The organism is Plesiomonas sp. ISS29 (genome assembly GCF_056522795.1).
The window spans coordinates 1,627,421-1,649,844 of sequence record NZ_JAWRZQ010000001.1; the positions used below are offsets into that span (position 1 = coordinate 1,627,421).

Genomic DNA, 22,424 nt, shown 5'->3' on the forward strand with positions numbered 1-22,424 from the left:
ATCATGAAAATAGCGATTCTTTCACGTGATGAGCGTCTGTACTCTAGCCAGCGTTTACTGCATGCCGCGCAACAGCGTGGTATTGATGCCGAGGTGATAGATCCTCTGCGCTGCCATCTTCACCTTCGTACTGATGGCGCTGCGTTAGAATTACCGTCGCTGGACGTGCATTATGCCGGTAAGCCGTTAGCTGTTTTTGATGCGGTGATCCCGCGGATTGGGCCGGCCACGGCATTTTACGGCAGCAGTATTGTGCGGCAGTTTGAGCTGGCGGGAAGCTATATCCTAAATGGCTCTGCGGCTATTTGTTGCGCGCGAGATAAACTACATAGTTTGCAATGTTTAGCCGCCAGCGGTGTGGCCGTGCCTTCAACCTGCTTTGCACATGGCGCGGAAGATATTTCTACCGCGATACAGCAGTTGGGGCATGCTCCGTTAGTGATCAAACAAATCGAAGGTTCACAGGGGATCGGCGTGGTGCTGGCTGAAAGTGATGCGGCAGCAGAGAGTATGGCTGATGCTTTTCGGGGTTTACAGGCCAATATAGTGCTACAAGAGTACATTGCCGAGTCACAGGGCATGGATATCCGTTGTTTTGTAATCGGTAATCGCGTGGTGGCGGCCATGAAGCGGCAGGCCAAAGCCGGTGAGTTTCGCTCTAATTTACACCGTGGCGGCTCGGCAGAGGCGGTTGAACTCTCGGTGGCTGAACAGGAGATAGCCGTACGCGCGACACAGGCTATCGGGTTGCATGTCGCCGGTGTTGATATTCTGCGTTCAGCACGCGGTCCGCTGGTGATGGAAGTTAATGCCTCGCCCGGTATTGAAGGCATTGAGCGCTGTACCGGCATTGATCTGGCCACACTGATGATAGAGTATGTTGAGCAGCAGTTATGGGCGTTACAGTGCTCGCGTGCCAAAAGAATAAATCACTCGCATTGTATTACACCGAGCGGAATTGATTAAATTCAGCGTGGTAGTGAAAACCACCGTGTTCTAGTTTTTCACAGAGCGCAGCTGCATCAATTTCATACGCCTGAGCCAGTTCATAAATATTGTCGAACTCATTACGTAACTTCATATTTACGATGCTAAACAGCATATTGCTGTCCATTTGTGCAAAACGGGTAAGATCCATACCGACTCCTTCATACCAACAAAACACACGCTCTGTTTTTCAATTATAGCGTTATCTTCACATATACCAATTTTTAGCATATATACAGCAACACCGACACTGTATATCGTATATAAATCTTTTTATCAGAGAATTGCCTAACTGATAAATAAAGCATAGATGCTGATAAGGAATTTTCGAATATAAAATAGCTAAAAGGTGAGGGCCATCAAGGCTGAGTACGAAATCAGACCATTAAAGATAGATAAATAGGGGCTGATTCCGTAAGCTATCCCAATGATAATCACAACAATAAGCGTTGTATGAGCACACTACCGGTTTCCGAACTTGCTGTTCCCGATCTTGATCTGTTGAAACAGTGGCTAACCCAATTGGGCATTGATTATTTTGAGTGCGAATCGTGCTTAGCACTGCATTTGCCGCATATGCAAAATATCAATGGCATTTTTGATGCAAAAATTGATCTGCTTGAACAGCATATTTTAGTGTTCTCATCTGCATCTGAAGTTCGGCCAACCGGCTTGTTGCCACTGGTTGCCGAGTTGAGTGAGATTAATGCGCAGTACTCGCTGATTAATGGCTTTGTTGATGTGCAAGACGATAATCTGCCTAAACTTATCATTACGCATTCACTGACTGCTGCTGCGGGTATTACTACCGCTCAATTGCTTGTTTTTATTAAGCAAACAGAAGAGCAAATTGAGCAGTTTATTGATGTAGTGAAACGCAAAGGCTATCTGTTCTTTCCTGAAGAAGATGAGATCTCTGATCAGGATAAAATCCTGCACTGATAACCAGATACCGGAAGTGTGATTTCGCTTCCGGATAGTCTTTTTTTTCTCGTAAATAGAAATAATAAAGATTAAAAATCAATTAATTATCTCTTCATCTCTCTGTATCACTCACTGAGTATCGGCTCTTTTATTGCCAACTTACGTTCGCCTTTCCCTGCGATAACCTGCTGTATAAGTGCTCTTATATCCCTACATTTCACTACAAACTGTCTATTTTTCAACAGGTGATCAAGTAATTACGGTTATTTATCTTTGATGCTGTTGTTTTCAGGCTACGTTCTGGTCTTAACATTCATACAGCGTTATTCTAACAACTGCTGTTTTTATGTGTATTCAATGTGGTCAGTTGAGCAGGGAGGCTCTCGGTGATGGGATTTATCGCTAAAAATAATACATGTGCATGGGCAAAAACTGCCTTAACGGCCCTGTTGTTAACGGTTTCTGCTGCACATGCAGAAGATAAAACGCTACATGTCTACAACTGGTCAGACTATATCGCCCCTGATACCTTGGCAAATTTCCAAAAAAGTCAGGGGATTAAAGTTGTTTACGATGTCTTTGATTCTAATGAAGTGCTCGAAGGTAAACTGATGGCCGGCAGCACGGGCTTTGATGTTGTCGTGCCTTCAGCGAGTTTTCTTGAGCGCCAAATTAAAGCCGGTGTTTTTAAGCCTCTGGATAAAACCAAGCTGCCTAATTATGCCAACCTTGACCCTGAACTGCTTAAAATGCTGACTAAGCATGATCCTGATAATACCTATGGTGTACCTTATTTGTGGGCAACCACCGGCATTGGTTACAACATTGATAAAGTGAAAGCGGCATTGGGGGAAGATGCACCAGTAGACAGTTGGGATCTGATTTTTAAACCGGAAAATCTGGCCAAACTCAAAACCTGTGGCGTTGCTTTTTTAGATGCCCCAAGTGAAGTGTATGCCACCGTACTGAATTATTTAGGAAAAGACCCTAACAGCACCAATCCGAAAGAGTATTCAGGGGAAGCGACGGATTTGCTGCTAAAGCTGCGGCCAAATATTACCTACTTCCACTCATCACAATACATCAATGATCTGGCAAACGGTGATATTTGCGTCACTATCGGCTGGGCGGGGGATGTGAAGCAGGCCGCCAATCGCGCGAAAGAGGCTAAGAATGGTGTGAACATTGGTTATAGCATTCCAAAACAGGGCGCTCTGGCCTTTTTTGATATGTTAGCGATTCCGGCAGATGCCAAAAATACCGATGAAGCCTATAGCTTTATTAACTATCTGCTGCAACCCGATGTTATCGCCTCGGTGACCGATACCGTGTACTACGCCAATGGTAATGCTAAATCAACACCGCTGGTTCAAGCCGATATTCGTAACGATCAAGGCATTTACCCATCAGCAGAGGCGCGTAATAAGTTATTTACCCTGACAGTGAAAGATCCGAAAGTTGACCGTGTAATTACCCGTTCTTGGACTCGGGTAAAAAGTGGCACATAAGCAGTAATTTTCCACGGTTTAATTTGAAACCAGTATTAAATCGAGGCAAATACGTTTGCTAGAGAGTTAACTGATGAATCGACATGCCCGCGATCTGGGTATGTCGCTATCTTGTGGCTAGTTAGCATGATTAGCTTGCTTAGTGCGCAAAAATTCCGGATTACCCGATATTTTGCCGTTACACACTGTGTTGATAATGGATTATTAACGGTTTTTTGCAGTATGAGGAGAACCCTTCCAGTGAAAGAGACCATGTCACGCCCTCAGATAAAAGCCCTAAAACTGAAAACCCCCTTACTTGAGATCCGTAATCTGACCAAATCTTTTGACGGCACATTTGCCGTTGATGATGTTGATTTGACCATCTACAAAGGTGAAATTTTTGCCCTGTTAGGGGCATCAGGGTGCGGTAAATCAACGCTTTTACGTATGTTGGCCGGTTTTGAAACCCCAACCAGTGGGCAGATTTTTATCGACGGGCAGGATTTATCGGCCGTACCACCCTATAAACGGCCGATTAATATGATGTTTCAGTCATACGCACTGTTCCCGCACATGACAGTAGAACAGAATATTGCGTTTGGTTTGAAGCAAGACAAAATGCCAAAACACGAGATAGCCAAACGTGTGGCAGAAATGCTCGATTTGGTACACATGCGTGAGTTTGCGGCGCGCAAGCCACATCAGCTTTCCGGTGGGCAACGTCAGCGGGTTGCATTGGCTCGTAGTCTGGCCAAGCGGCCAAAATTATTGTTGCTTGATGAGCCGATGGGCGCACTGGATAAAAAACTGCGTGATCAGATGCAGCTGGAAGTGGTTGATATTTTAGAGCGAGTCGGGGCAACCTGCGTGATGGTGACGCATGATCAGGAAGAGGCCATGACCATGGCCGGACGCATTGCAATTATGAACCGCGGGAAATTCGTGCAAATCGGTGAACCCGAAGAGGTCTACGAGTACCCGAACAGCCGCTTTAGTGCCGAGTTTATCGGCAGTATTAACGTGTTTGAGTGCATGCTGCAAGAAGAGAGTGATGAACACTACATAGTGCGCAGCCCGGGTTTAATGCACCCGCTGAAAGTGGAACAAGAGGTGAAAATTACCGCCGATGTGCCGGTGATGGTTGCACTGCGGCCGGAGAAGATCGCGCTGTGTGATGATGTGCCTGAAGATGGTTGTAACTTTGCGGTGGGTGAAGTGGTCAACATTGCCTATCTGGGAGACCTCTCTATCTATCATGTGCGCCTGCACAGCGGCATGATATTGATCGCCCAATTGCAAAATGACTGCCGCTATCGTCGGGGAATGCCGACATGGGGCGATGAAGTCCGCCTGTTCTGGAATGCCGACAGCGGCGTTGTACTGACCGCCTGATTGAGGAGTCAAGGATGAGACACTATCTATCACGGCAATATCTAATTCAGAAAGGGATCAGCGGTCGTCAGGGGATTATTGCCGCCCCTTATCTCTGGTTGCTGATCTTTTTTCTGATCCCCTTTTTGATCGTTTTTAAGATAAGTTTTGCCGAGATGCAGGTGGCGATTCCGCCATACACTGATCTGCTAAGTTGGCTGGATGGCAAACTGACGCTGAGCCTGAATCTGGCCAATTACAGCTATCTGGTGGAAGACCCGCTGTATGTTGATGCCTATCTGCACTCACTGCGCATTGCTGCGGTATCGACCATTATCTGCTTGCTGATGGGCTACCCGATAGCGTGGGCTATCGTACACAGCACGCCATCTACACGAAATATCTTGCTGCTATTGATTGTGCTGCCCTCTTGGACATCATTTTTAATTCGGGTTTATGCGTGGATCGGGTTGCTGAAAAATAACGGTATTATCAATAACTTCCTGTTATGGACTGGTATTATTGATCAACCGTTACCGATGTTGCATACCGATTTTGCCGTGTACATCGGTATTGTGTATGCCTATCTGCCGTTTATGATTTTGCCTTTATATACTGCGCTGCAAAAAGTGGATTATTCACTGGTTGAGGCCGCTTCTGATTTGGGTGCTCGCCCGTTTAAAACCTTCTTTTCGGTGATATTACCGCTGACAAAAGGCGGCATTATTGCCGGTTCAATGTTGGTCTTTATTCCGGCGGTGGGGGAGTTTGTGATCCCTGAGCTGTTGGGTGGGCCTGACAGTATTATGATCGGGCGGGTGATGTGGCAGGAGTTCTTTAATAACCGAGACTGGCCGGTTGCCTCTGCCGTGGCCATTGTCATGTTGCTGATCCTAGCCTTGCCGATTATGTGGTTTCATAAACACCAGAATCAGGAGATGCACTGATGAACAGCGTTCCTGTCATTAAAAGCCGTTGGAAAGCCGTGATTCTGACCATCGGCCTGACTTTTTTGTATGCGCCGATGCTGATGCTGGTGATTTACTCATTCAATAGCTCGCGCTTAGTCACGGTTTGGGCCGGTTGGTCAACCAAATGGTACGGAGAGCTGTTTGCTGATCAGGCGATGATGGATGCTGTTTGGCTAAGCCTGACCATCGCCACGGCTGCTGCATCTGCGGCGGTGATACTGGGTACGATGGCCGCTTTTGTGATGACCCGTTTCCGGCGTTTTACCGGCCAGACATCATTTGCATTTATGCTGACAGCACCGCTGGTGATGCCAGAAGTGATCACCGGTTTATCACTGCTGCTACTGTTTGTGGCAATGAGCCAGTGGCTTGGCTGGCCAGAGCAACGTGGTGCAATGACTATTTGGCTGGCACATGTCACCTTTTGTACCTCGTATGTTGCCGTTGTGGTCAGTGCCCGTTTACGCGATCTTGACCGCTCACTGGAAGAGGCGGCGATGGATCTGGGCGCACCTCCGCTGAAGGTCTTTTTCATCATTACCGTGCCATTGATCATTCCGGCATTGGTATCAGGCTGGTTGCTGGCGTTTACCTTATCACTCGATACATTGGTGATCTCCAGTTTTGTCTCTGGCCCGAGCTCTACTACATTACCGATGATGGTTTTTTCCAGTGTCCGCATGGGGGTTAGCCCGAAAATCAATGCATTGGCCACTCTGATTATTCTGGCCGTCGGGGTGCTGGGGATGATCTCATGGTGGCTGATGGCGCGCGCTGAAAAGCGTCAGCGTTTAGAGCAGTTACAGTGATAGGTGGTAGTGAGCGACAGTTTGAGTGACAGCTCATAGTAGTTGAGTTGAAGACAACCTCTTAGCGTAAACAAAGAGAGATCTCTTAAAGTAGGGATCTCTCTTGAAGCTTTACGGTCAGTAACATTGTTGTCTGCTCTTTGCAGCAAGTACAATGAGGGGGTAGAATCCTGCCCCTCATTGTACTTGCTGTAACTTGATTGAGGTTTTCATGTTCTGTGCGCATTTTCAGGCCGGCGAATGTCGTTCGTGTCATTGGCTAGATAAGCCCTATACCGAGCAACTGGCACTTAAACAGCAGGCGCTGGAAACACTGTTTTCTGCTATTCCGGTACAACAGTGGTTACCTGCGGTGCGCAGTGCTGAACAGGCCTTTCGCAACAAAGCTAAAATGGTGGTCAGCGGTGCGGTCGAGCGCCCGATTTTGGGTATCGTCAATGCCGACGGTATAGCGGTTGATTTGTCGGATTGTCCGCTGTATAACGCCGATTTTAAGGCGCTGTTTCCGGCAATAAAACAGTTTATTGGCCGTGCCGGTTTAACGCCGTATAACGTTGCTCGTCGGCGCGGTGAGTTAAAGTTTATCCTGCTAACACAAAGTGCGGCGAATGGTGAGTTTATGCTGCGTTTTGTGGTTAAATCAGACCAAAAACTAGCGTTGATCCGCCGTGAGTTGCCGTGGCTACAAGCGCAGTTGCCGCAATTGCGGGTGATCTCGGTGAATATTCAGCCGGTACACATGGCGATTTTAGAGGGTGAGCAAGAGATTATGCTGACCGATGATCACAGCCTGTCTGAGCAGTTCAACCATGTTCCGCTCTCTATCCGCCCGCGCAGTTTTTTCCAGACCAATCCGCAGATTGCGGCACGGTTATATGCCACTGCCCGCGATTGGGTGCAGGCATTGCCGGTCAATTCACTGTGGGATCTGTTCTGTGGCGTTGGCGGATTTGGCTTGCACTGTGCAACCCCTGAGATGAAACTTACTGGAATAGAGATCTCATCCGAGGCGATTGACTGCGCGCGTGCTTCTGCGAAACAACTGGGTTTATCTGATGTTCACTTTCAGGCACTCGATTCTAGTGCTTTTGCATGCAATCATCAGAGTGATCAAGAAGATCTCCATCAGGTAGATCATGGTGTACATCATAAAGAGTGGCAAAGTGAAGCCGGCGATGAAAGTGATCGCGTAAAAAACCGTGAAAATGTTCCAGATCTGGTATTGGTTAACCCGCCACGTCGGGGTATCGGGCAGGCATTATGCGATTATCTGGCAACCATGGGGCCCGATTATATTGTGTACTCTAGCTGCAATGCCAATACTATGGCAGAAGATATTGTGCGTTTAAACAGTGGGGCGCAGCAGTATCAGGTCGAAAAAATGCAGTTATTTGATATGTTTCCGCATACGGCTCACTATGAAGTTATTGGTTTACTTAAGCGGGTTTGATATCGGCTATGTGACCGGAAAAAAAGCCCGTTAGGGCTTTTCATGCCAGCTGATACCTTCGAGCGTTAACAGGGCGGTTTTAATGGGTAACCCGCCGCTGTATCCGGTAAGTGAGCGATCTTTTCCCAGCACCCGATGGCACGGAATAATAATAGCCAGCGGGTTTGCACCAATAGCGCCGCCAACGGCACGTACAGCCTTCGGATTACCGATACTCTTTGCCACTGCCCCATAACTTGATATTTGTGCATACGGAATAGCCAGCAGTTGTTGCCAGACTTGTTGTTGGAACGGCGTGCCGACAGGTGCTAGTAGCAGGCGGTCAGGGGAAGGCGCAAGGCCAGCAAAATAGTCATTGAGAAAGTCAGTAGCCAATTGCAGTGGCCTGATGGTCTCTTGCTGCCATAGCGGGTTAACACTCTGCTGTTCACTTGGCAGGTATAAGTGGCGTAAACCGTGGCGGTCGGCAACCAGTAGCAGCTCACCGAGTGGTGAAATATAATTGACGTAGTACATCTGAGCGGTCTCTTCAGGGTATCAACGTCTTAACTTAGCGCGATTTTGGCAGATGACTGAACCGACCTGTCAGTAAATTAACAGGCCGGTTGAGTGTGTAGCTTGATCATGGTGCAGCCCAATCACCCTAAAAAGCGGGTAAGATCAGGTTATCAGATTAGATAAAACGTTGTGCGACAGCTTCAGGCTCTAACTCATCGCCTTCAAGATCTGAGTTCCAGTTTAGGCCTAGCAGAACGCCATCTTCAGCCAGTGTTAACAACCACTCATTGGCAAACAAATTAAGCGGAATAGCGGTTGGAACAAATTCAGCCCACTCGTCATCGCAATGTACACGAGCATCGGCTTCATTCGACCAAAATGGCATGACTTCACCATCTTCAAACTGGCTTGACTCCATAGAGAGCCAATTTACTTCATCTTGGCACAAACCCCATACTTGTCCGGTCTGCTGGCTTTGTGCAACAAACAGATCAATGTTAGCTTGCAGATCTTGTCCTAACTGGCTCATGGGCGCTCTCACTTTTTAAAAGGGAATTTCTGTGCTTATGGTAGCAGAAATTGGGGTGAGTGTAGCCCTTCATCAGGCGATACCTTGCCATCAGCATCGTTACCGTTGCTCAAATGCCAGCATCCGCTTTTCAAGTGCCCGCATTGACAGTGTCAACACACCGTTAACCGCTAGATAAATCACGCCAGCCATGCCGAAAACAGCCAGTGTATCGTAAGTTTGCGCATTGAGTTGCTGCGCATAACCCATGATATCCATAATCGTAATGGTGCTAGCCAGTGATGTGCCTTTAAAGATCAAAACCACTTCATTGGAGTAGGAAGGCAGAGCCCGTTTTAGTGCAAAGGGGAGTAAAATACGTAGAGTTTGCCGACGATTCATTCCCAGTGCGCTACACGCTTGCCACTGTCCGGCGGGAATGGCTTTTACCGCACCATAAAACAGCAGTGTGGAGTATGCCGCGCTGTTGAGCGCTAAGGCTATCATGGCACAAAACCAAGGTTCAGAGAGCAGCGGCCAAAGCGCGCTGTTACGCAGAGCATCAAACTGCCCCGGGCCGTAATAGATCAGGAATATCTGGATCAGTAATGGTGTTCCAGTAAATAGCGCCAGATAGCCTTTGGTCAGCCAGCGTAACGGGCGGTTATTACCGGCCATCACCAGTGTGAACAGCACAGCCAGTGTAAAACCAATCAGCAGCGCGCACACAGTCAGTGATAAGCTGGTTTGCAGCCCTTGCATCAGGGTTGGAAAGTAGCTCCACATCAGGCAGCACTCCTCTCAAAGCGGGTAACGTAGCGATCAAGACGCTGCAATAAGAACTGGCTGATTAAGGTAATCACCAAGTACAACACTGCCGCCGCTGCAAACCATGTAAATGGCTGCCACGTTGAGGTGGCAATGGTTTGTGCCTGACGCATTAACTCATTCACGCCGATAAGGGAAACCAGCGCGGTATCTTTAAGCAGCACCAGCCACTGATTACCTAACCCCGGCAGAGCATGTCGCCAAACTTGCGGTAAAATCAGGCGGGTAAAAATACTCCACGGGCGCATACCCAGTGCCGCACCTGATTCCCACTGTCCGGCTGAAATGGCTTTGAGTGCTCCGCGTAAGGTTTGTGAGGCATACGAGGCAAATATAATGGCCAATGCCACCGCACCACACCAAAATGGGCTGAGATCCACATAATTGTCAGTGATCAAAAACAGCACTTGGGTTGAGCCAAAATAGATGAACAGTACCACTAGTATTTCGGGCAAGCCGCGTAATACGGTGATAAGCGTACTGGCGGGGATACTGACCACTTTCCAGCGTGATGATTCGAGCACGGCAAAAATAAGCGCCAGCAACAGGCCGATGACCAGTGAGGCAAGCGCCAGGCCGATAGTCATACCGGCCGCCATGCAAAGGAGTTGTAGAAATTCGTTTCCCGCCATCGTCTCTTATTTAAACCACTTGTTGTAGAGGGATTGATAAGTACCGTTGGCATGCAAGGTATCAAGTGCTGTATTAAGCTGTGTGAGCAGTGCGGTGTTGCCTTTATTAACCGCAATGCCAAAACCCTGACCAAAATAGGCTTTATCAGTCACCGGCTGGCCGACAGGAGCCAGTTTGTTGTCTTGTTTCAGCCACTCAGCGATAACCGCGGTATCACCAAATACTGTGTCAACTCGGCCATTTTTCATATCAATTACCGCATTTTGATAGCTGCCATAAGGCACGGCTTTCAGATCTTTCATCTGCTCATTGATATAGGTTTGGTGTGTTGAACCGTTTTGTACGCCCACTTTTTTATCTTTCAGCGCGCTAACGTCGGCAAATTTACCTTTCTGGCTGATAAAAATGGCCGCGTTATCGTAGTAAGGTTTGGTGAAATCAACCTGCTTTAGGCGATCATCGGTAATGTCCATGGCTGAAATAGCGGCATCGTAACGGCGAAATTTCAGGCCGGGGATCAGGCTGTCAAATGCCTGATTGCTAAATGTACACTCCGCTTTGAGTTCGGCACATAAGGCTTTAGCCAAATCCACATCAAAACCGACAATTTCATTTTTTTCGTTGGTCGATTCAAAAGGTGGGTAGGTGGCTTCCATGGCAAAACGGATCGTTTCTGTCGCCAGTGCTGAGGTGCTGAATCCTGCGCATACGCTGCTAGTTAACAGGGCAGCCGTCAGTAATTTTTTCATGGTGAACTCCTTGTAGACAGAAAATAAAATAGACTCAGTGTGACAAATATCCCGCAAATTCAGCTGTTTTTGGTGCAGAGAAACAGTGTGCATCACCCTGTTCTATAATGTGGCCCTGCTCCATATAAATCACCCGACTGGCAACTTTTTTGGCTACTTCAACTTCATGCGTGACAATAACTTGTGTAATGCCAGTTTGCGCCAACTCTTTAATAATCGAAACCACTTGTGCGGTAATTTCAGGGTCAAGCGCTGCGGTAGGCTCATCAAACAGTAGCACTTGGGGCTCCATCATCAGAGCGCGGGCAATTGCAACTCGTTGTTGTTGCCCGCCAGAAAGGTGCAGGGGATAACGGCTGGCATACGGCGTTAAGCGCAGGCGCGCTAATAACGTATCTGCGCGCTGCTGTGCTTGCTCTTTGCTTAAGCCTAAAACTCGGCAGGGGGCTTCGGTTAGATTTTCTAACACGGTCAGGTGTGGCCACAAATTATATTGTTGAAACACCATGCCCACATTTTGCCGTAACTCGCGCACGGCTTTACTGTCGGGCGCTTTTGTCAGTTCAAACTGATGCCCGGCAATCTGTAGTGTGCCGTTGCGCGGTACTTCCAGCAGATTTAATGCCCGCAGTAGAGAGCTTTTGCCTGCACCACTAGGGCCAAGCAGCACGAGCGTTTCACCTTGCGGGCAGTTGAAGCTGATGTTGTGCAATGCCTGATGATCACCGTAAAAACAATTTACGTCAGTTAATTGAATACTCATGCGCTTTTTATGAATAATGGGTAATTAATCTGATAGTAAATAGATTTACATAACTATGCAATACATAATTATGCAGTAAATTATTATGTATAGGTGGTAATTACCGTAAGGCAAGTACAGGCTGCACTAGCCCTTGTTTACTTGTTTCAAGCCTCTGCTGTACCAGCGTTATCCTACTGTTTATCTTATGGGTTATCTTACGCTCTGTTATCTTATTCATTGTTATTTTAACTATTTTTATTATCTATGGATAAACAGCAAATAGCCTTTTGTCTAGATACAGTATTGAGCATGCTATTGAGCGATAATAGAGTACTGATGTTATCCAGCCAGCGGTACACTCTGCTACAAGGTATGACGGGGTTTTATCACCATAAGGTTATCTGAACATTGATGCTTTTAGTGCATAAAAATCATTCTTTAGTGCATAAAAGGTGATTTTTTTGTAGTGTGCAAAGGTGAGCGGTATATTGCAGGAGTCAAAGCTATGAGCTATGAGCTATGAGAGGAAGTAGTAAAAGCGATAAATACCGCGCAAATACGTAAATAACATACTCAGTGTGCTCATTATGCGCGAACACTGAGTATGTTGGCAGATGATCGGTTACCGCATATCAACGCTGGCGTTCACGCAGGCGTTTGATGACATCACGCAACTGTAAATCTTGATCTTGCAGTAAAACCATCAGGTGATAGAGCAAATCTGCTGATTCATTGATTAACTCATTTTTATCACCGGCAACCGCAGCGAGTGCGGTTTCAACGCCTTCTTCACCCACTTTTTGCGCAATACGTTTCGTGCCTTTGGCATATAAACGTGCGGTATATGATGTTTCTGGATCAACCGTTTTCCGCGCCATTAATTGCGCTTCAAGTTTGCTGAGGAAAATGAGATCCGGTTCAACTGCGACATCTTCAAAACAGCTATCGGTACCCAGATGGCAGGTAGCTCCGTGCGGTTCAGCTAAAATCAGCAGCGTATCGTTATCGCAATCAATGGCCATTTTGGTCGCCCACAGGATATGGCCTGAGGTTTCACCTTTTGTCCATAAACGTTGCTTGGTGCGCGAGAAAAAGGTGACCTGTTTCGTTTCCAGCGTTTTCTCTAACGCCTCTTGATTAAGGTAACCCAGCATTAATACCTGACCATTTTGAGCATGCTGGACGATGGCTGGGAGCAGCCCGTTTACTTTCTCCCAGTTAATATTTGCGCGTTGCTGTTCAGTTAGCACAATCTGATCTCCACACCTTGTTTGAAGAGGTACTCTTTGAGATCACCAATATTGATGATCTGTTTATGGAATACTGATGCAGCCAGCGCTCCGTCAATATCCGCATCGCGGAATGCCTCAAGAAAATGCTCATTACGCCCCGCACCGCCGGAAGCGATTAACGGAACACGGCACACCTCTCTCACTTGTTGCAACTGGCGAATGTCATAACCGCGTCGGACACCGTCTTGATTCATCATGTTAAGTACAATCTCACCTGCACCACGTTGCTGAACCTCGTTAACCCAGTCTAGCGTATGCCACGCGGTTGCGCGGGTTCGAGCTTCATCTCCGGTAAATTGATAGACCTGATAGCTGTTGCTGGCCTCGTCGTACCAAGTATCAATGCCTACCACGATACACTGCACACCAAAGCGATCGGCCAGCCGTGTAATCAATGTAGGGTCAGCCAGTGCTGGTGAGTTGATTGAAATCTTATCGGCTCCGAAGGCAAGAATCTGTGCGGCATCTTCCGCGGTGCGAATTCCACCGGCAACACTGAAAGGAATATCGATCACTTCTGCGACTTTTGACACCCAACTTTTATCAACGGTACGCCCATCAGAAGAGGCGGTGATATCGTAGAACACCAGTTCATCGGCACCCTCTGCGGCGTAGCGCTGTGCCAGCGGGACGATATCGCCAATAATTTCGTGATTGCGAAACTGCACGCCTTTGACCACTTGCCCGTTGCGCACATCCAAACAGGGAATTATCCGTTTTGCCAGCATGCAATCGCCTCCTCAGTGTTGAATTTGCCTTCGAGTAAGGCGCGCCCGACAATGACACCGGTTACACCGCTGCCGCGCAGAGCACGAATGTCGGCCAGTGATCCGATTCCGCCGGAAGATTGAAACGCGATGTATGGAAAACGTGCCGCCAGTTCACGGTATAAGCGAACGTTTGATCCTGACAGCGTGCCGTCACGCGAGATATCGGTGCACAGCACGTGCTTGAGCCCAACGGTTTGGTACTCTTCAAGCAAGGTTTCAATGGCGATACCCGAGTCGTGTTGCCAGCCGCTGATGGCAACACGCTTGACCTCATCACTGCCGATACGAACATCAAGTGCTAGCACCAGCCGTTCAGGGCCGAACAGTGAGAACCAGCGTTTCACTTCAGTGACATTGCGTACCGCAGTTGAACCTATTACAACGCGTGCTGCCCCTGCTGCCAGTAAATCGGCAACATCCTGTTCAGTGCGGATACCACCTCCAATCTGAACATTAGCCGGTGTTGCGGCAATTAGCTTGGCAATTAACGCCAACTGGCGCTGACTGGTGTCTTTTGCACCGGTCAGGTCGACCAGATGCAGCCATTGTGCCCCCGCTTGCTGATAGGTTTGCAGGCGTTCAGCAGGGTCGGTGTGATATTCGGTTTTGTGGTCATAATCACCCTGTAATAGGCGCACGACTTTGCCATCGATCAGATCCAGTGCGGGAATAATCATCCTTGTTACATCTCCAGAAAGTTTTTCAGTAACTGGGCACCGGCTTTACCGGATCGTTCAGGGTGAAACTGCACACCGTAAAAATTATCTTGTTGTACTGCCGCAGAAAAGGCTTCACCGTAATGACACTGAGCAATCGTGTGGTTACTGATCTGCATCGCATAACTGTGAACAAAGTAAAAATATTCGCCATCGGCTATATTGTTAAACAGACGGTGACCCGCTTTGGGATACACACGATTCCAACCCATATGAGGCAGTGGCAGGCCAAAATCGGTCATTTGCAAAACTGAGGTATCAGGGATCACGCCGAGGGTATCGGTATTACCCTCTTCGCAATATTCGGCCATTAGTTGCATGCCTAGGCAGATCCCTAATACCGGTTGGGTGCAGGCTTTGATCAGCGCGATCAGGTTGCGATCATACAGCTGTTCCATGGCAGCACTGGCCGTACCCACACCGGGCAGCAGCAGTTTATCGGCAGTGAGGATCACATCGGCTTCTTTACTGATAACCGGGTGGTAGCCGAGTTTTTGCACCGCAAAATAGACTGAGGCGAGGTTGGCACAGCCAGTATCGATAATCACCACATGAGTTTGTGGAGTCTGTTGTGGCATCTACAAAACTCCTTTTGAGCTTGGCAGTGCATCACCCTGCATGTGAATGGCCTGACGCAGTGTACGGCCAAACGCTTTGAACAGGCTCTCTACCATGTGGTGGCTATTTTTGCCTTTGGTTTTTAGGTGCAAGGTGCAGCCTAGGCTGTCGGTGAGTGAACGGAAAAAGTGCTGCACCATTTCAGTACTCAGATCCCCGACCTGATCACGGTTAAAATCAGCTTTGAATTTCAAGTAAGGGCGGCCGGAGAGATCGAGCGCGCAACGCGCCAGACACTCATCCATCGGCAGCACAAACCCAAACCGGCCGATACCACGTTTGTTACCGAGTGCTTGTCGTAGCGCCTGCCCGAGTGCTAACGCGGTATCTTCAATGGTGTGGTGATCATCAATGTGCAAATCGCCGCTGACGGCAATATTCATGCGAAAACCACCATGGGTGGCAATTTGATCAAGCATGTGGTCGAAAAAGCCCAATCCGGTGCTGATCTGGTTTTCACCGTTCTCATCCAACCACACCTGTACGCTAATATCGGTTTCACGTGTAATACGGCTGACACTGGCAGTACGGGCAGGAAAGCTCAGGCGCTGAACAATCATCGGCCAATTCGTATTATCAGGATGATAGAGAATGCCGTTAATGCCCATATTTTCAGCAAGTTTTAGATCGGTTTGTCTGTCGCCAATCACAAAGGAGTGCGCATGATCAATGCTGCCCGATTCCATGTAGCGCTTGACCAGCCCGAGTTTCGGTTTCCGGCAGGTGCAGTTGTCGTGCTCAAAATGCGGGCAGATTAAAATATCAGCAAAATCAATACCCTGAGAGCTGAAAACATCAAGCATGGCATTGTGTGGCAGGTCAAAATCAGCCTGTGGCAGGCTGTCTGTACCTAAACCGTCTTGATTGGTGATCATCACCAGCGTGTAACCCTGCCTTTGCAGTGCTAACAGTGCCGGAATAACGCCCGCTTCGAGTTTGAGTTTATCAAGACGGTCAACCTGAAAATCTTCCGGTGGCTCTTTAATCAGCGTGCCATCGCGATCAATAAACAGATAATTACGTGTCATTGCACTCTGTTTGTGGGATTGCGCATAGCGCGTAGTTTCTGCTGCGTGACGCACTCTTTTTTTCACTGCATGCCTCCTTGCTGGCAACGCATCTCATCAGATAAAGGCATCGCGTTGATGACATTCAGCGTGTGCTGACACTCTTCACGTGTGCCGATTGAGATGCGTAGACAGTTATACAAACCGGGTTGTTTTCCTTGATCTCTGACGATAATGCCTTGATCCCACAAATTTTTGAATACTTTCTCACCGTTATGGAAGCGAACCGTGATCCAGTTGCTTTCACTGGGGTAGACAGTGTCGCATAGCGGGCTTTTTTGCAGTTCATTACCGAGCCATGTGCGGGTTGCACGCAGGGTATCGACATTGCGTTGCATGGCGGCAATGCCTTGTTCGCTCAGCGCTTGTGCGGCAATATCGGCAACCGGCAGTGGCAGCGGATAGGGCGCAATCACTTTTAATAGCAAACGAATAATTTCGGGGGATGAGAGCGCAAAGCCGCAGCGTAATCCTGCCAGAGCGAAGGCTTTTGACAGGGTGCGCAAAATCACCAGATTCGGGTACTGTTGCAGCAACGGTACACAACTGTGCTGCGGACAAAACTCGATATAGGCTTCATCAATCACCACAATGGCTTTTCCGGCAGTGAGTTGCAGCAGCGCGTGCAAGTCTTGTTGTTGTAGCAAGTTGCCGGTCGGGTTGTTCGGGCTGCAGACAAAGACCACTTTGACCTGATCAAGTGCAGCAGCGATAGCCGGAAGATCGAGCTGCCAGTTTGCGGTACTGGGTACGATTTTTCGTGCGATACCGAGCGTTTCGGCGCTGACCGTATACATTCCGTAGGTAGGCGGGCAAAACATCACCGCATCGCGTGCTGGCTCACAAAAGGCGCGGATCACTAGCTCTATCGCTTCATCTGCCCCACGGCTGACCAGCACTTGTTCGGGCATTAGGTCGGCATAGGCCGCGTAGCGGGTAATCACGCTTTCCGGCTGGCACTCCGGATAACGGTTGAGCTTTTGTGTGGTCAACTGATAGTCAGGCGCGATGGGGTATTCATTGGCATTTAACCAGACATCACCACGCCCCCCGATACGGCGAGCCGACAGATACGGGGTTAGTTTGCGCACGTTGTCGCGTGCCAGCGTATCGGCGTTAAATGCAGAGCTAGACTCGTTAGAAGGCAATGTTGCATCCGTTGCATTCAATGATGGAGAGTTTTTCATGCATCAACTCCTTGTTTTTGCATCGGTGAACACTGGCCCGCTTGCAGAGCCTTGACCCGAATACTGACGGCCAATCGGTGTGCTTCGAGTTTTTCAGCGCGCGCCATCATCTCTACGGTCGGGGCGAGCGTGAGCAGGCCTTCGGGGGTGATCTCCTGTACCGTCATGCGCTTCATAAAATCGGCTAAACCGAGGCTGGAGTAAGTGCGCGTGTACCCGTAAGTCGGCAGCACATGGTTAGTACCAGAGGCGTAATCACCGGCGGATTCCGGAGTCCATGCGCCCAAAAAAATCGATCCGGCATTGTGCAGTTGAGGCAGTAAGCTGCGCGGTTGCGCGGTTTGTACAATTAGGTGCTCTGGCCCGTAGCGGTTGCTCAGTGCCACCGCCTCGTTCAGATCTGTCGTCACAATTAAACGGCTCTCTTGCAGAGCTTGGGTGGCGATAGACGCTCGCGGTAGCAGTGCCAGTTGGCGTTCAACTTCATCGGCAACCTGTTGTGCCAGCGGTTGGCTAGGGGTGACCAGTATCACCTGAGAATCCGGCCCGTGCTCGGCCTGTGACAACAAGTCACTGGCAATAAACGCAGGGTTGGCCTCACTGTCAGCAATCACCAGAACTTCCGAAGGGCCAGCCGGCATATCCATGGCCGCACCATTAAAGTCTTGGCTGACCTGCTTTTTCGCCTCGGTGACATATGCATTACCCGGCCCAAAAATTTTATCTGCTTTGGGGATAGACTCCGTACCGTAGGCCATGGCAGCAATGGCTTGTGCGCCGCCAACATTGAATATTTGCGTGATCCCGCACAGGGCTGCAACATATAAAATTTCATCCGCAATCGGCGGCGGTGAGCAGAGTACAACCTGCTCGCATCCAGCAATACGTGCGGGAATGCCCAGCATCAGTGTGGTAGACAGCAGCGGCGCTGAGCCGCCGGGAATATATAAACCCACCGCACGGATTGGACGGGTGATCACTTCGCAGCGCACGCCCGCTTGTGTTTCAATATCCACCGGCAGCGGTTGTTGGGCTTCGTGAAAAACGGCGATATTGGCATAAGCCTGCTTTAGTGCCTGTTTCATGTCATCGGGTAAACGGGCACTTGCTGCCTCAATTTCTGATGGGCTGACCTGCAAGTTTGTAGGGCGATAGCGGTCAAAACGCTCGGTTAAGGTGAGTAATGCCTGATCGCCGCCTGCACGCACGCTCTCTATAATAGTGCGAACTTGAGCACTGATTTCATCTGATTCACTGATAGCCGGTCGGGTAAGTAAACGGTTTTGTTCTTTACGGCCTAGCTCGGTGCTACCGAGTGCTGCCCAGTCAATAATCTGCATGGCCGTTACTCCATCATCTTTTCAATTGGCAGCACCAAAATTGAACTTGCACCCAAACTTTTGAGCTGCTCCATGGTCTCCCAGAACAGGGTTTCGGTGCTGACCATGTGCATCGCTACGCGGTGTTTTTCATTGGCCAGTGGCAGCACGGTCGGGCGTTCAGCGCCGGGCAGCAAGGCGATAATCTCTTCGAGCTGCTCAGTTGGGGCATGCAGCATGATGTATTTCGACTCACGTGCTTGAATCACCCCCTGCATACGGGTTAGTAGCCGGTTAATGAGCTGCTGTTTTTCATCGGGCATCTCACCGGCGCGCTGAATCAGTGCCGCTTTTGAACGATAGATCACTTCAGCTTCACGCAGACCGTTGGCTTCAAGTGTTGCACCGGTAGAGACCAGATCACAAATTGCATCAGCAAGGCCAGCACGTGGCGCAACCTCAACAGAGCCATTTAACAGACAGCTTTTAAAGGGAATGCCTTTCTCATCCATATAACGTTTGAGTAAGTTCGGGTATGAGGTGGCAATTCGGGCATTGGTCAGTGAATCGGGGGCGTTATATGCGTGGTCAAATGGCACAGCCAGAGATAAGCGGCAACTGCCAAAATCCAGTCGGCGCAGGGTCTGGTATTGCGGATTTTCACCGCGTGCTTGGCGACCAAGCAGCTCCTCTTCCAGTACGTTTTCACCGATAATGCCTAGATCAACCACGCCATCCATCACCAGACCGGGAATATCATCATCACGGACACGCAGAATATCGATAGGCATATTTTCGGCAAATGCGATCAGGCGCTGCTGTTGCAAATTGATTTTGACACCGCAACGGGCCAGCAGCTCGCGTGAGTCATCACTCAGGCGGCCGGATTTCTGCATAGCAATGCGCAGTCGGTTATTGTTTAGCATGGCAAATTCCTTGTTTTGTCGATTCTGAAAGTGTGCGAATTCTGTGTTTTTGAACTCTTCACGATCCTAAAAATCAAGATCTTAAAATCACGATTTTAAAAATGGATATTCGATTCGTTACGTCTTCCGTTGACGTTTTGCCTGTTAGCGCATGATATGCTGCGTTACACAGTAAAAAGCCCCCGGAGTAAGATCTTCCGAGGGCTCTGATTGGTTCTGACTGTCCACCGGAAGATCTCGTTGAGTGTCTTCCACGGAACATCGCCTGAAAGACTACTCAGGGTGATGATGGTGGTGATGGCTAATACGCAGTGCGCTACGTGCAGCCGATGTTACAGTCATTGAATTCATGGATAATATCTCAACAATACACGATGATTATCTGTTCATATTGATTTCAACTTAACCAAAGCCGCGTTTAAAAGCAACTGTAAAATAACACTTTCAGTACAATCTTTGTGTTGGGTTTTATGTTGGGCATGCGGGATGATTCGCGCAATGGCAGATCACATTGGCTGTATTGATATACAGTTGGCATAATTGCACGTTGGAATATCAAAATAATGGGTAATAGGCTGCGGTGTGATAGATAAATATTTTGCGGATAATGGTGCGCTGGCACAGGCTATCAAGGGTTTTAAAGCGCGTGAACCGCAGCGACAAATGGCCGATGCGGTCGCCAATGCTATTTTGCAAAGTACATCACTCGTGGTTGAGGCCGGCACGGGCACAGGGAAAACCTATGCGTATTTAGTGCCGGCACTGGCGGCAAAACGCAAAACAATTATCTCTACCGGATCAAAAAACCTCCAAGATCAGCTGTATAGCCGTGATTTACCCACTATTCAGCATGCACTGAATTTCACCGGAAAAATTGCGCTGCTCAAAGGGCGATCAAACTATGTCTGTTTAGACAGGCTTGATCGCCAGATGGCAGAAAGCCATATCACTGATACCGGAACGCTAGCCGATTTAGTGCGGGTGCGCAGTTGGTCTTCATCCAGCGAAAGTGGTGATCTGAGCGATTGTGATGTGGTGGCCGAAGATAGCCCTGTATTGCCGCTGATTACTAGTACCAATGAGACTTGTTTAGGCACAGAGTGCCCGCTGTATAAAGAGTGTTATGTGGTAAAAGCGCGCCGCAAAGCACTGGAAGCGGATGTAGTGGTGGTAAATCATCACCTTTTTTTGGCCGATATGGTCGTCAAAGAGACCGGCTTTGGTGAGCTAATTCCCGAAGCGGAAGTAATTATTTTTGATGAAGCGCACCAGCTGCCTGATATTGCCAGCCAATATTTTGGGCAGTCATTAACCTCGCGGCAGTTGCTTGATTTGGGCAAAGATATGCTGCTGGGGTATCACATAGAAGTGCGAGATATTGCGCAGTTAAGTAAGGTGGCTGATCGTCTGACACAAACTGCACAGGATTTATGTGTTGTGCTCTGTGGTGGCAATGCCCGTGGTAACTGGCGCGATATGCTGCGTAATCCGCTGGTACAGGGGGCTTTGGCACGGCTGAATGATGCGCTAGATTTTGCTGCCGAAGTGCTGCGTTTAGTGGTAGGGCGCTCTAAATTGCTCGATGCTGCTTTTGAGCGGGCAGAACTGTTTCGCGCCCGCCTCAAACGGTTAATGGATACTGATATCAGCGGCTATAGCTACTGGTATGAGTGCGGAAGCCGTCATTTCAGCTTGAATTTAACCCCGCTCAGTGTAGCGGATAAATTCAGTGAACAGATGCAATCACACCCTGCGGCGTGGATTTTCACCTCGGCTACGTTGGCCGTGGGTGACAGTTTTGATCACTATTGCCAGCGTTTAGGGCTGGGTGAAACCCGCCAGATGACCTTAAACAGCCCGTTTGACTATTCACAACAAGCCCTGCTGTGTGTGCCGCGTTTTCTGCCAGAAGCCAATCGCCCGTATACTGCAGATCGGCTGGTCAGCCTGCTAACACCGGTGATTGAGGCCAGCCGTGGTCGCTGTTTTTTCTTGTGTACCTCACATCAGATGATGCGTGATCTGGCCGAGCGTTTTCGTGCTTGCTTAACGTTACCGGTACTGGTGCAGGGTGAAACCGGCAAGCAAAAATTGTTGCAGCAATTTGTCGAGCAGGGGGATGCATTGCTGGTGGCAACGGGCAGTTTCTGGGAAGGGGTAGATGTGCGTGGGCAGGCACTGTCGTGTGTCATTATCGATAAATTACCCTTTACTGCACCGGATGATCCGTTGCTAAAAGCGCGTATGGAAGACAACAAGCTCAAAGGCGGTGAACCCTTTAATGATGTGCAGTTACCCGATGCCGTCATCACCTTAAAACAGGGTGTCGGGCGGCTGATCCGTGATACTGACGATCGGGGTGTTATTGTTATTTGTGATCCGCGTTTGGTTGCAAAACCGTACGGGCAAACCTTTCTTGAGAGTTTACCCCCGCTGCCGCGCACCCGTGATATTGCGCGTGTGATTGAGTTTTTGCACCAGATTAGCCCGTAATCAACGGGTTTGGCGCTATTTATGCTATCATTGGCGGTTTAGCTTATTCTTTATTCGTTATTAATCCGAGGTT

The 22,424-nt window shown here is 48.8% G+C and carries 22 protein-coding genes, 1 pseudogene and 1 other annotated feature; of the genes and pseudogenes, 8 read left to right on the forward strand and 15 right to left on the reverse strand.

The window, feature by feature from the left end; genetic code table 11:
• Positions 1-3 precede the first annotated feature (3 nt).
• On the forward strand, positions 4-966 hold the full coding sequence (gene rimK / locus AC1HDJ_RS07280) for a 30S ribosomal protein S6--L-glutamate ligase (protein ID WP_479534634.1): 963 nt from the start codon (positions 4-6) through the stop codon (positions 964-966).
• Here the strand turns inward: rimK and AC1HDJ_RS07285 are convergent.
• The gene (locus tag AC1HDJ_RS07285) at positions 944-1,138 is read right to left on the reverse strand and encodes a DUF4250 domain-containing protein (protein WP_438622928.1); all 195 of its coding nucleotides are present in this window, start codon (positions 1,136-1,138) and stop codon (positions 944-946) included. The genes rimK and AC1HDJ_RS07285 overlap by 23 nt on opposite strands.
• Before the next feature lie 302 nt (positions 1,139-1,440).
• Between AC1HDJ_RS07285 and AC1HDJ_RS07290 the strand changes: the two genes are divergently transcribed.
• From AC1HDJ_RS07290 to rlmC, 6 genes and pseudogenes are all read left to right on the forward strand, one after another.
• Positions 1,441-1,929, forward strand: coding sequence for a type III secretion system chaperone family protein (locus tag AC1HDJ_RS07290; protein WP_479534637.1), 489 nt, complete (start codon positions 1,441-1,443; stop codon positions 1,927-1,929).
• A gap of 371 nt (positions 1,930-2,300) precedes the next feature.
• A complete protein-coding gene (gene potF / locus AC1HDJ_RS07295) occupies positions 2,301-3,419 on the forward strand; it encodes a spermidine/putrescine ABC transporter substrate-binding protein PotF (RefSeq protein ID WP_479537038.1) in 1,119 nt (372 codons plus the stop codon).
• A gap of 252 nt (positions 3,420-3,671) precedes the next feature.
• The gene (gene potG, locus AC1HDJ_RS07300) at positions 3,672-4,793 is read left to right on the forward strand and encodes a putrescine ABC transporter ATP-binding subunit PotG (RefSeq protein WP_479537040.1); all 1,122 of its coding nucleotides are present in this window, start codon (positions 3,672-3,674) and stop codon (positions 4,791-4,793) included.
• 62 nt (positions 4,794-4,855) lie between these two features.
• Positions 4,856-5,719, forward strand: a pseudogene (gene potH, locus AC1HDJ_RS07305) (putrescine ABC transporter permease PotH); the annotation flags it as partial.
• Positions 5,719-6,552: a putrescine ABC transporter permease PotI gene (gene potI / locus AC1HDJ_RS07310; RefSeq protein WP_479534639.1), complete on the forward strand. Its 834-nt coding sequence runs from the start codon at positions 5,719-5,721 to the stop codon at positions 6,550-6,552. The pseudogene potH and the gene potI, both read left to right, overlap by 1 nt.
• Positions 6,553-6,763: 211 nt before the next feature.
• Positions 6,764-8,002, forward strand: a complete 1,239-nt coding sequence (gene rlmC / locus AC1HDJ_RS07315; RefSeq protein ID WP_479534641.1) for a 23S rRNA (uracil(747)-C(5))-methyltransferase RlmC — start codon at positions 6,764-6,766, stop codon at positions 8,000-8,002.
• Positions 8,003-8,032: 30 nt separating this feature from the next.
• On the opposite strand, the gene AC1HDJ_RS07320 is transcribed toward rlmC, so the two are convergent.
• The 14 genes from AC1HDJ_RS07320 to hisG form a co-directional block, all read right to left on the reverse strand.
• Positions 8,033-8,518: a methylated-DNA--[protein]-cysteine S-methyltransferase gene (locus AC1HDJ_RS07320; protein WP_479534643.1), complete on the reverse strand. Its 486-nt coding sequence runs from the start codon at positions 8,516-8,518 to the stop codon at positions 8,033-8,035.
• A 157-nt stretch (positions 8,519-8,675) separates the two neighbouring features.
• Positions 8,676-9,029, reverse strand: coding sequence for a DUF2750 domain-containing protein (locus tag AC1HDJ_RS07325; protein ID WP_479534645.1), 354 nt, complete (start codon positions 9,027-9,029; stop codon positions 8,676-8,678).
• Positions 9,030-9,128: 99 nt separating this feature from the next.
• Entirely contained in the window at positions 9,129-9,794 is a 666-nt protein-coding gene (gene artM, locus AC1HDJ_RS07330; protein WP_479534647.1) for an arginine ABC transporter permease ArtM, read from the reverse strand.
• Positions 9,794-10,468, reverse strand: coding sequence for an arginine ABC transporter permease ArtQ (gene artQ, locus AC1HDJ_RS07335; protein WP_479534649.1), 675 nt, complete (start codon positions 10,466-10,468; stop codon positions 9,794-9,796). Before artQ ends, artM begins: the two co-directional genes overlap by 1 nt.
• A 6-nt stretch (positions 10,469-10,474) precedes the next feature.
• Positions 10,475-11,218 (reverse strand): arginine ABC transporter substrate-binding protein, encoded by a 744-nt coding sequence (gene artJ, locus AC1HDJ_RS07340; protein ID WP_479534651.1) that lies wholly within the window; start codon positions 11,216-11,218, stop codon positions 10,475-10,477.
• 34 nt (positions 11,219-11,252) lie between these two features.
• Positions 11,253-11,981 (reverse strand): arginine ABC transporter ATP-binding protein ArtP, encoded by a 729-nt coding sequence (gene artP, locus AC1HDJ_RS07345; RefSeq protein WP_479534653.1) that lies wholly within the window; start codon positions 11,979-11,981, stop codon positions 11,253-11,255.
• Positions 11,982-12,595: 614 nt separating this feature from the next.
• Positions 12,596-13,213, reverse strand: a complete 618-nt coding sequence (hisIE, locus tag AC1HDJ_RS07350) for a bifunctional phosphoribosyl-AMP cyclohydrolase/phosphoribosyl-ATP diphosphatase HisIE (protein ID WP_438643928.1) — start codon at positions 13,211-13,213, stop codon at positions 12,596-12,598.
• Positions 13,207-13,983, reverse strand: a complete 777-nt coding sequence (gene hisF, locus AC1HDJ_RS07355; protein WP_479534656.1) for an imidazole glycerol phosphate synthase subunit HisF — start codon at positions 13,981-13,983, stop codon at positions 13,207-13,209. Before hisF ends, hisIE begins: the two co-directional genes overlap by 7 nt.
• Positions 13,965-14,702: a 1-(5-phosphoribosyl)-5-[(5-phosphoribosylamino)methylideneamino]imidazole-4-carboxamide isomerase gene (gene hisA / locus AC1HDJ_RS07360; RefSeq protein WP_479534658.1), complete on the reverse strand. Its 738-nt coding sequence runs from the start codon at positions 14,700-14,702 to the stop codon at positions 13,965-13,967. Before hisA ends, hisF begins: the two co-directional genes overlap by 19 nt.
• A 5-nt stretch (positions 14,703-14,707) precedes the next feature.
• On the reverse strand, positions 14,708-15,319 hold the full coding sequence (gene hisH, locus AC1HDJ_RS07365; protein WP_479534660.1) for an imidazole glycerol phosphate synthase subunit HisH: 612 nt from the start codon (positions 15,317-15,319) through the stop codon (positions 14,708-14,710).
• Positions 15,320-16,387 (reverse strand): bifunctional histidinol-phosphatase/imidazoleglycerol-phosphate dehydratase HisB, encoded by a 1,068-nt coding sequence (hisB, locus tag AC1HDJ_RS07370; RefSeq protein ID WP_479537042.1) that lies wholly within the window; start codon positions 16,385-16,387, stop codon positions 15,320-15,322.
• Between the two features lie 62 nt (positions 16,388-16,449).
• Positions 16,450-17,613, reverse strand: coding sequence for a histidinol-phosphate transaminase (gene hisC / locus AC1HDJ_RS07375; protein WP_479534662.1), 1,164 nt, complete (start codon positions 17,611-17,613; stop codon positions 16,450-16,452).
• Positions 17,610-18,953, reverse strand: a complete 1,344-nt coding sequence (gene hisD, locus AC1HDJ_RS07380) for a histidinol dehydrogenase (protein ID WP_479534664.1) — start codon at positions 18,951-18,953, stop codon at positions 17,610-17,612. The genes hisC and hisD overlap by 4 nt, the downstream gene beginning before the upstream one ends.
• A gap of 5 nt (positions 18,954-18,958) precedes the next feature.
• Positions 18,959-19,858, reverse strand: a complete 900-nt coding sequence (gene hisG, locus AC1HDJ_RS07385) for an ATP phosphoribosyltransferase (RefSeq protein ID WP_438643373.1) — start codon at positions 19,856-19,858, stop codon at positions 18,959-18,961.
• Between the two features lie 170 nt (positions 19,859-20,028).
• Positions 20,029-20,156: a sequence feature (His leader region), on the reverse strand.
• A 284-nt stretch (positions 20,157-20,440) separates the two neighbouring features.
• Between hisG and AC1HDJ_RS07390 the strand changes: the two genes are divergently transcribed.
• Positions 20,441-22,351: an ATP-dependent DNA helicase gene (locus AC1HDJ_RS07390; protein WP_479534666.1), complete on the forward strand. Its 1,911-nt coding sequence runs from the start codon at positions 20,441-20,443 to the stop codon at positions 22,349-22,351.
• The last annotated feature ends 73 nt before the right edge of the window (positions 22,352-22,424 follow it).

Coding starts and splice junctions, on each gene's coding strand:
- hisG (WP_438643373.1), bottom strand. CDS start 19,858: ATGCTAAACAATAACCGACTGCGCATTGCTATGCAGAAATCCGGCCGC.
- AC1HDJ_RS07320 (WP_479534643.1), bottom strand. CDS start 8,518: ATGTACTACGTCAATTATATTTCACCACTCGGTGAGCTGCTACTGGTT.
- hisB (WP_479537042.1), bottom strand. CDS start 16,387: ATGACACGTAATTATCTGTTTATTGATCGCGATGGCACGCTGATTAAA.
- artJ (WP_479534651.1), bottom strand. CDS start 11,218: ATGAAAAAATTACTGACGGCTGCCCTGTTAACTAGCAGCGTATGCGCA.
- AC1HDJ_RS07285 (WP_438622928.1), bottom strand. CDS start 1,138: ATGGATCTTACCCGTTTTGCACAAATGGACAGCAATATGCTGTTTAGC.
- AC1HDJ_RS07290 (WP_479534637.1), top strand. CDS start 1,441: ATGAGCACACTACCGGTTTCCGAACTTGCTGTTCCCGATCTTGATCTG.
- artQ (WP_479534649.1), bottom strand. CDS start 10,468: ATGGCGGGAAACGAATTTCTACAACTCCTTTGCATGGCGGCCGGTATG.
- hisD (WP_479534664.1), bottom strand. CDS start 18,953: ATGCAGATTATTGACTGGGCAGCACTCGGTAGCACCGAGCTAGGCCGT.
- rlmC (WP_479534641.1), top strand. CDS start 6,764: ATGTTCTGTGCGCATTTTCAGGCCGGCGAATGTCGTTCGTGTCATTGG.
- hisA (WP_479534658.1), bottom strand. CDS start 14,702: ATGATTATTCCCGCACTGGATCTGATCGATGGCAAAGTCGTGCGCCTA.
- rimK (WP_479534634.1), top strand. CDS start 4: ATGAAAATAGCGATTCTTTCACGTGATGAGCGTCTGTACTCTAGCCAG.
- hisF (WP_479534656.1), bottom strand. CDS start 13,983: ATGCTGGCAAAACGGATAATTCCCTGTTTGGATGTGCGCAACGGGCAA.
- AC1HDJ_RS07325 (WP_479534645.1), bottom strand. CDS start 9,029: ATGAGCCAGTTAGGACAAGATCTGCAAGCTAACATTGATCTGTTTGTT.
- hisH (WP_479534660.1), bottom strand. CDS start 15,319: ATGCCACAACAGACTCCACAAACTCATGTGGTGATTATCGATACTGGC.
- artP (WP_479534653.1), bottom strand. CDS start 11,981: ATGAGTATTCAATTAACTGACGTAAATTGTTTTTACGGTGATCATCAG.
- artM (WP_479534647.1), bottom strand. CDS start 9,794: ATGTGGAGCTACTTTCCAACCCTGATGCAAGGGCTGCAAACCAGCTTA.
- potI (WP_479534639.1), top strand. CDS start 5,719: ATGAACAGCGTTCCTGTCATTAAAAGCCGTTGGAAAGCCGTGATTCTG.
- potF (WP_479537038.1), top strand. CDS start 2,301: ATGGGATTTATCGCTAAAAATAATACATGTGCATGGGCAAAAACTGCC.
- potG (WP_479537040.1), top strand. CDS start 3,672: ATGTCACGCCCTCAGATAAAAGCCCTAAAACTGAAAACCCCCTTACTT.
- hisC (WP_479534662.1), bottom strand. CDS start 17,613: ATGAAAAACTCTCCATCATTGAATGCAACGGATGCAACATTGCCTTCT.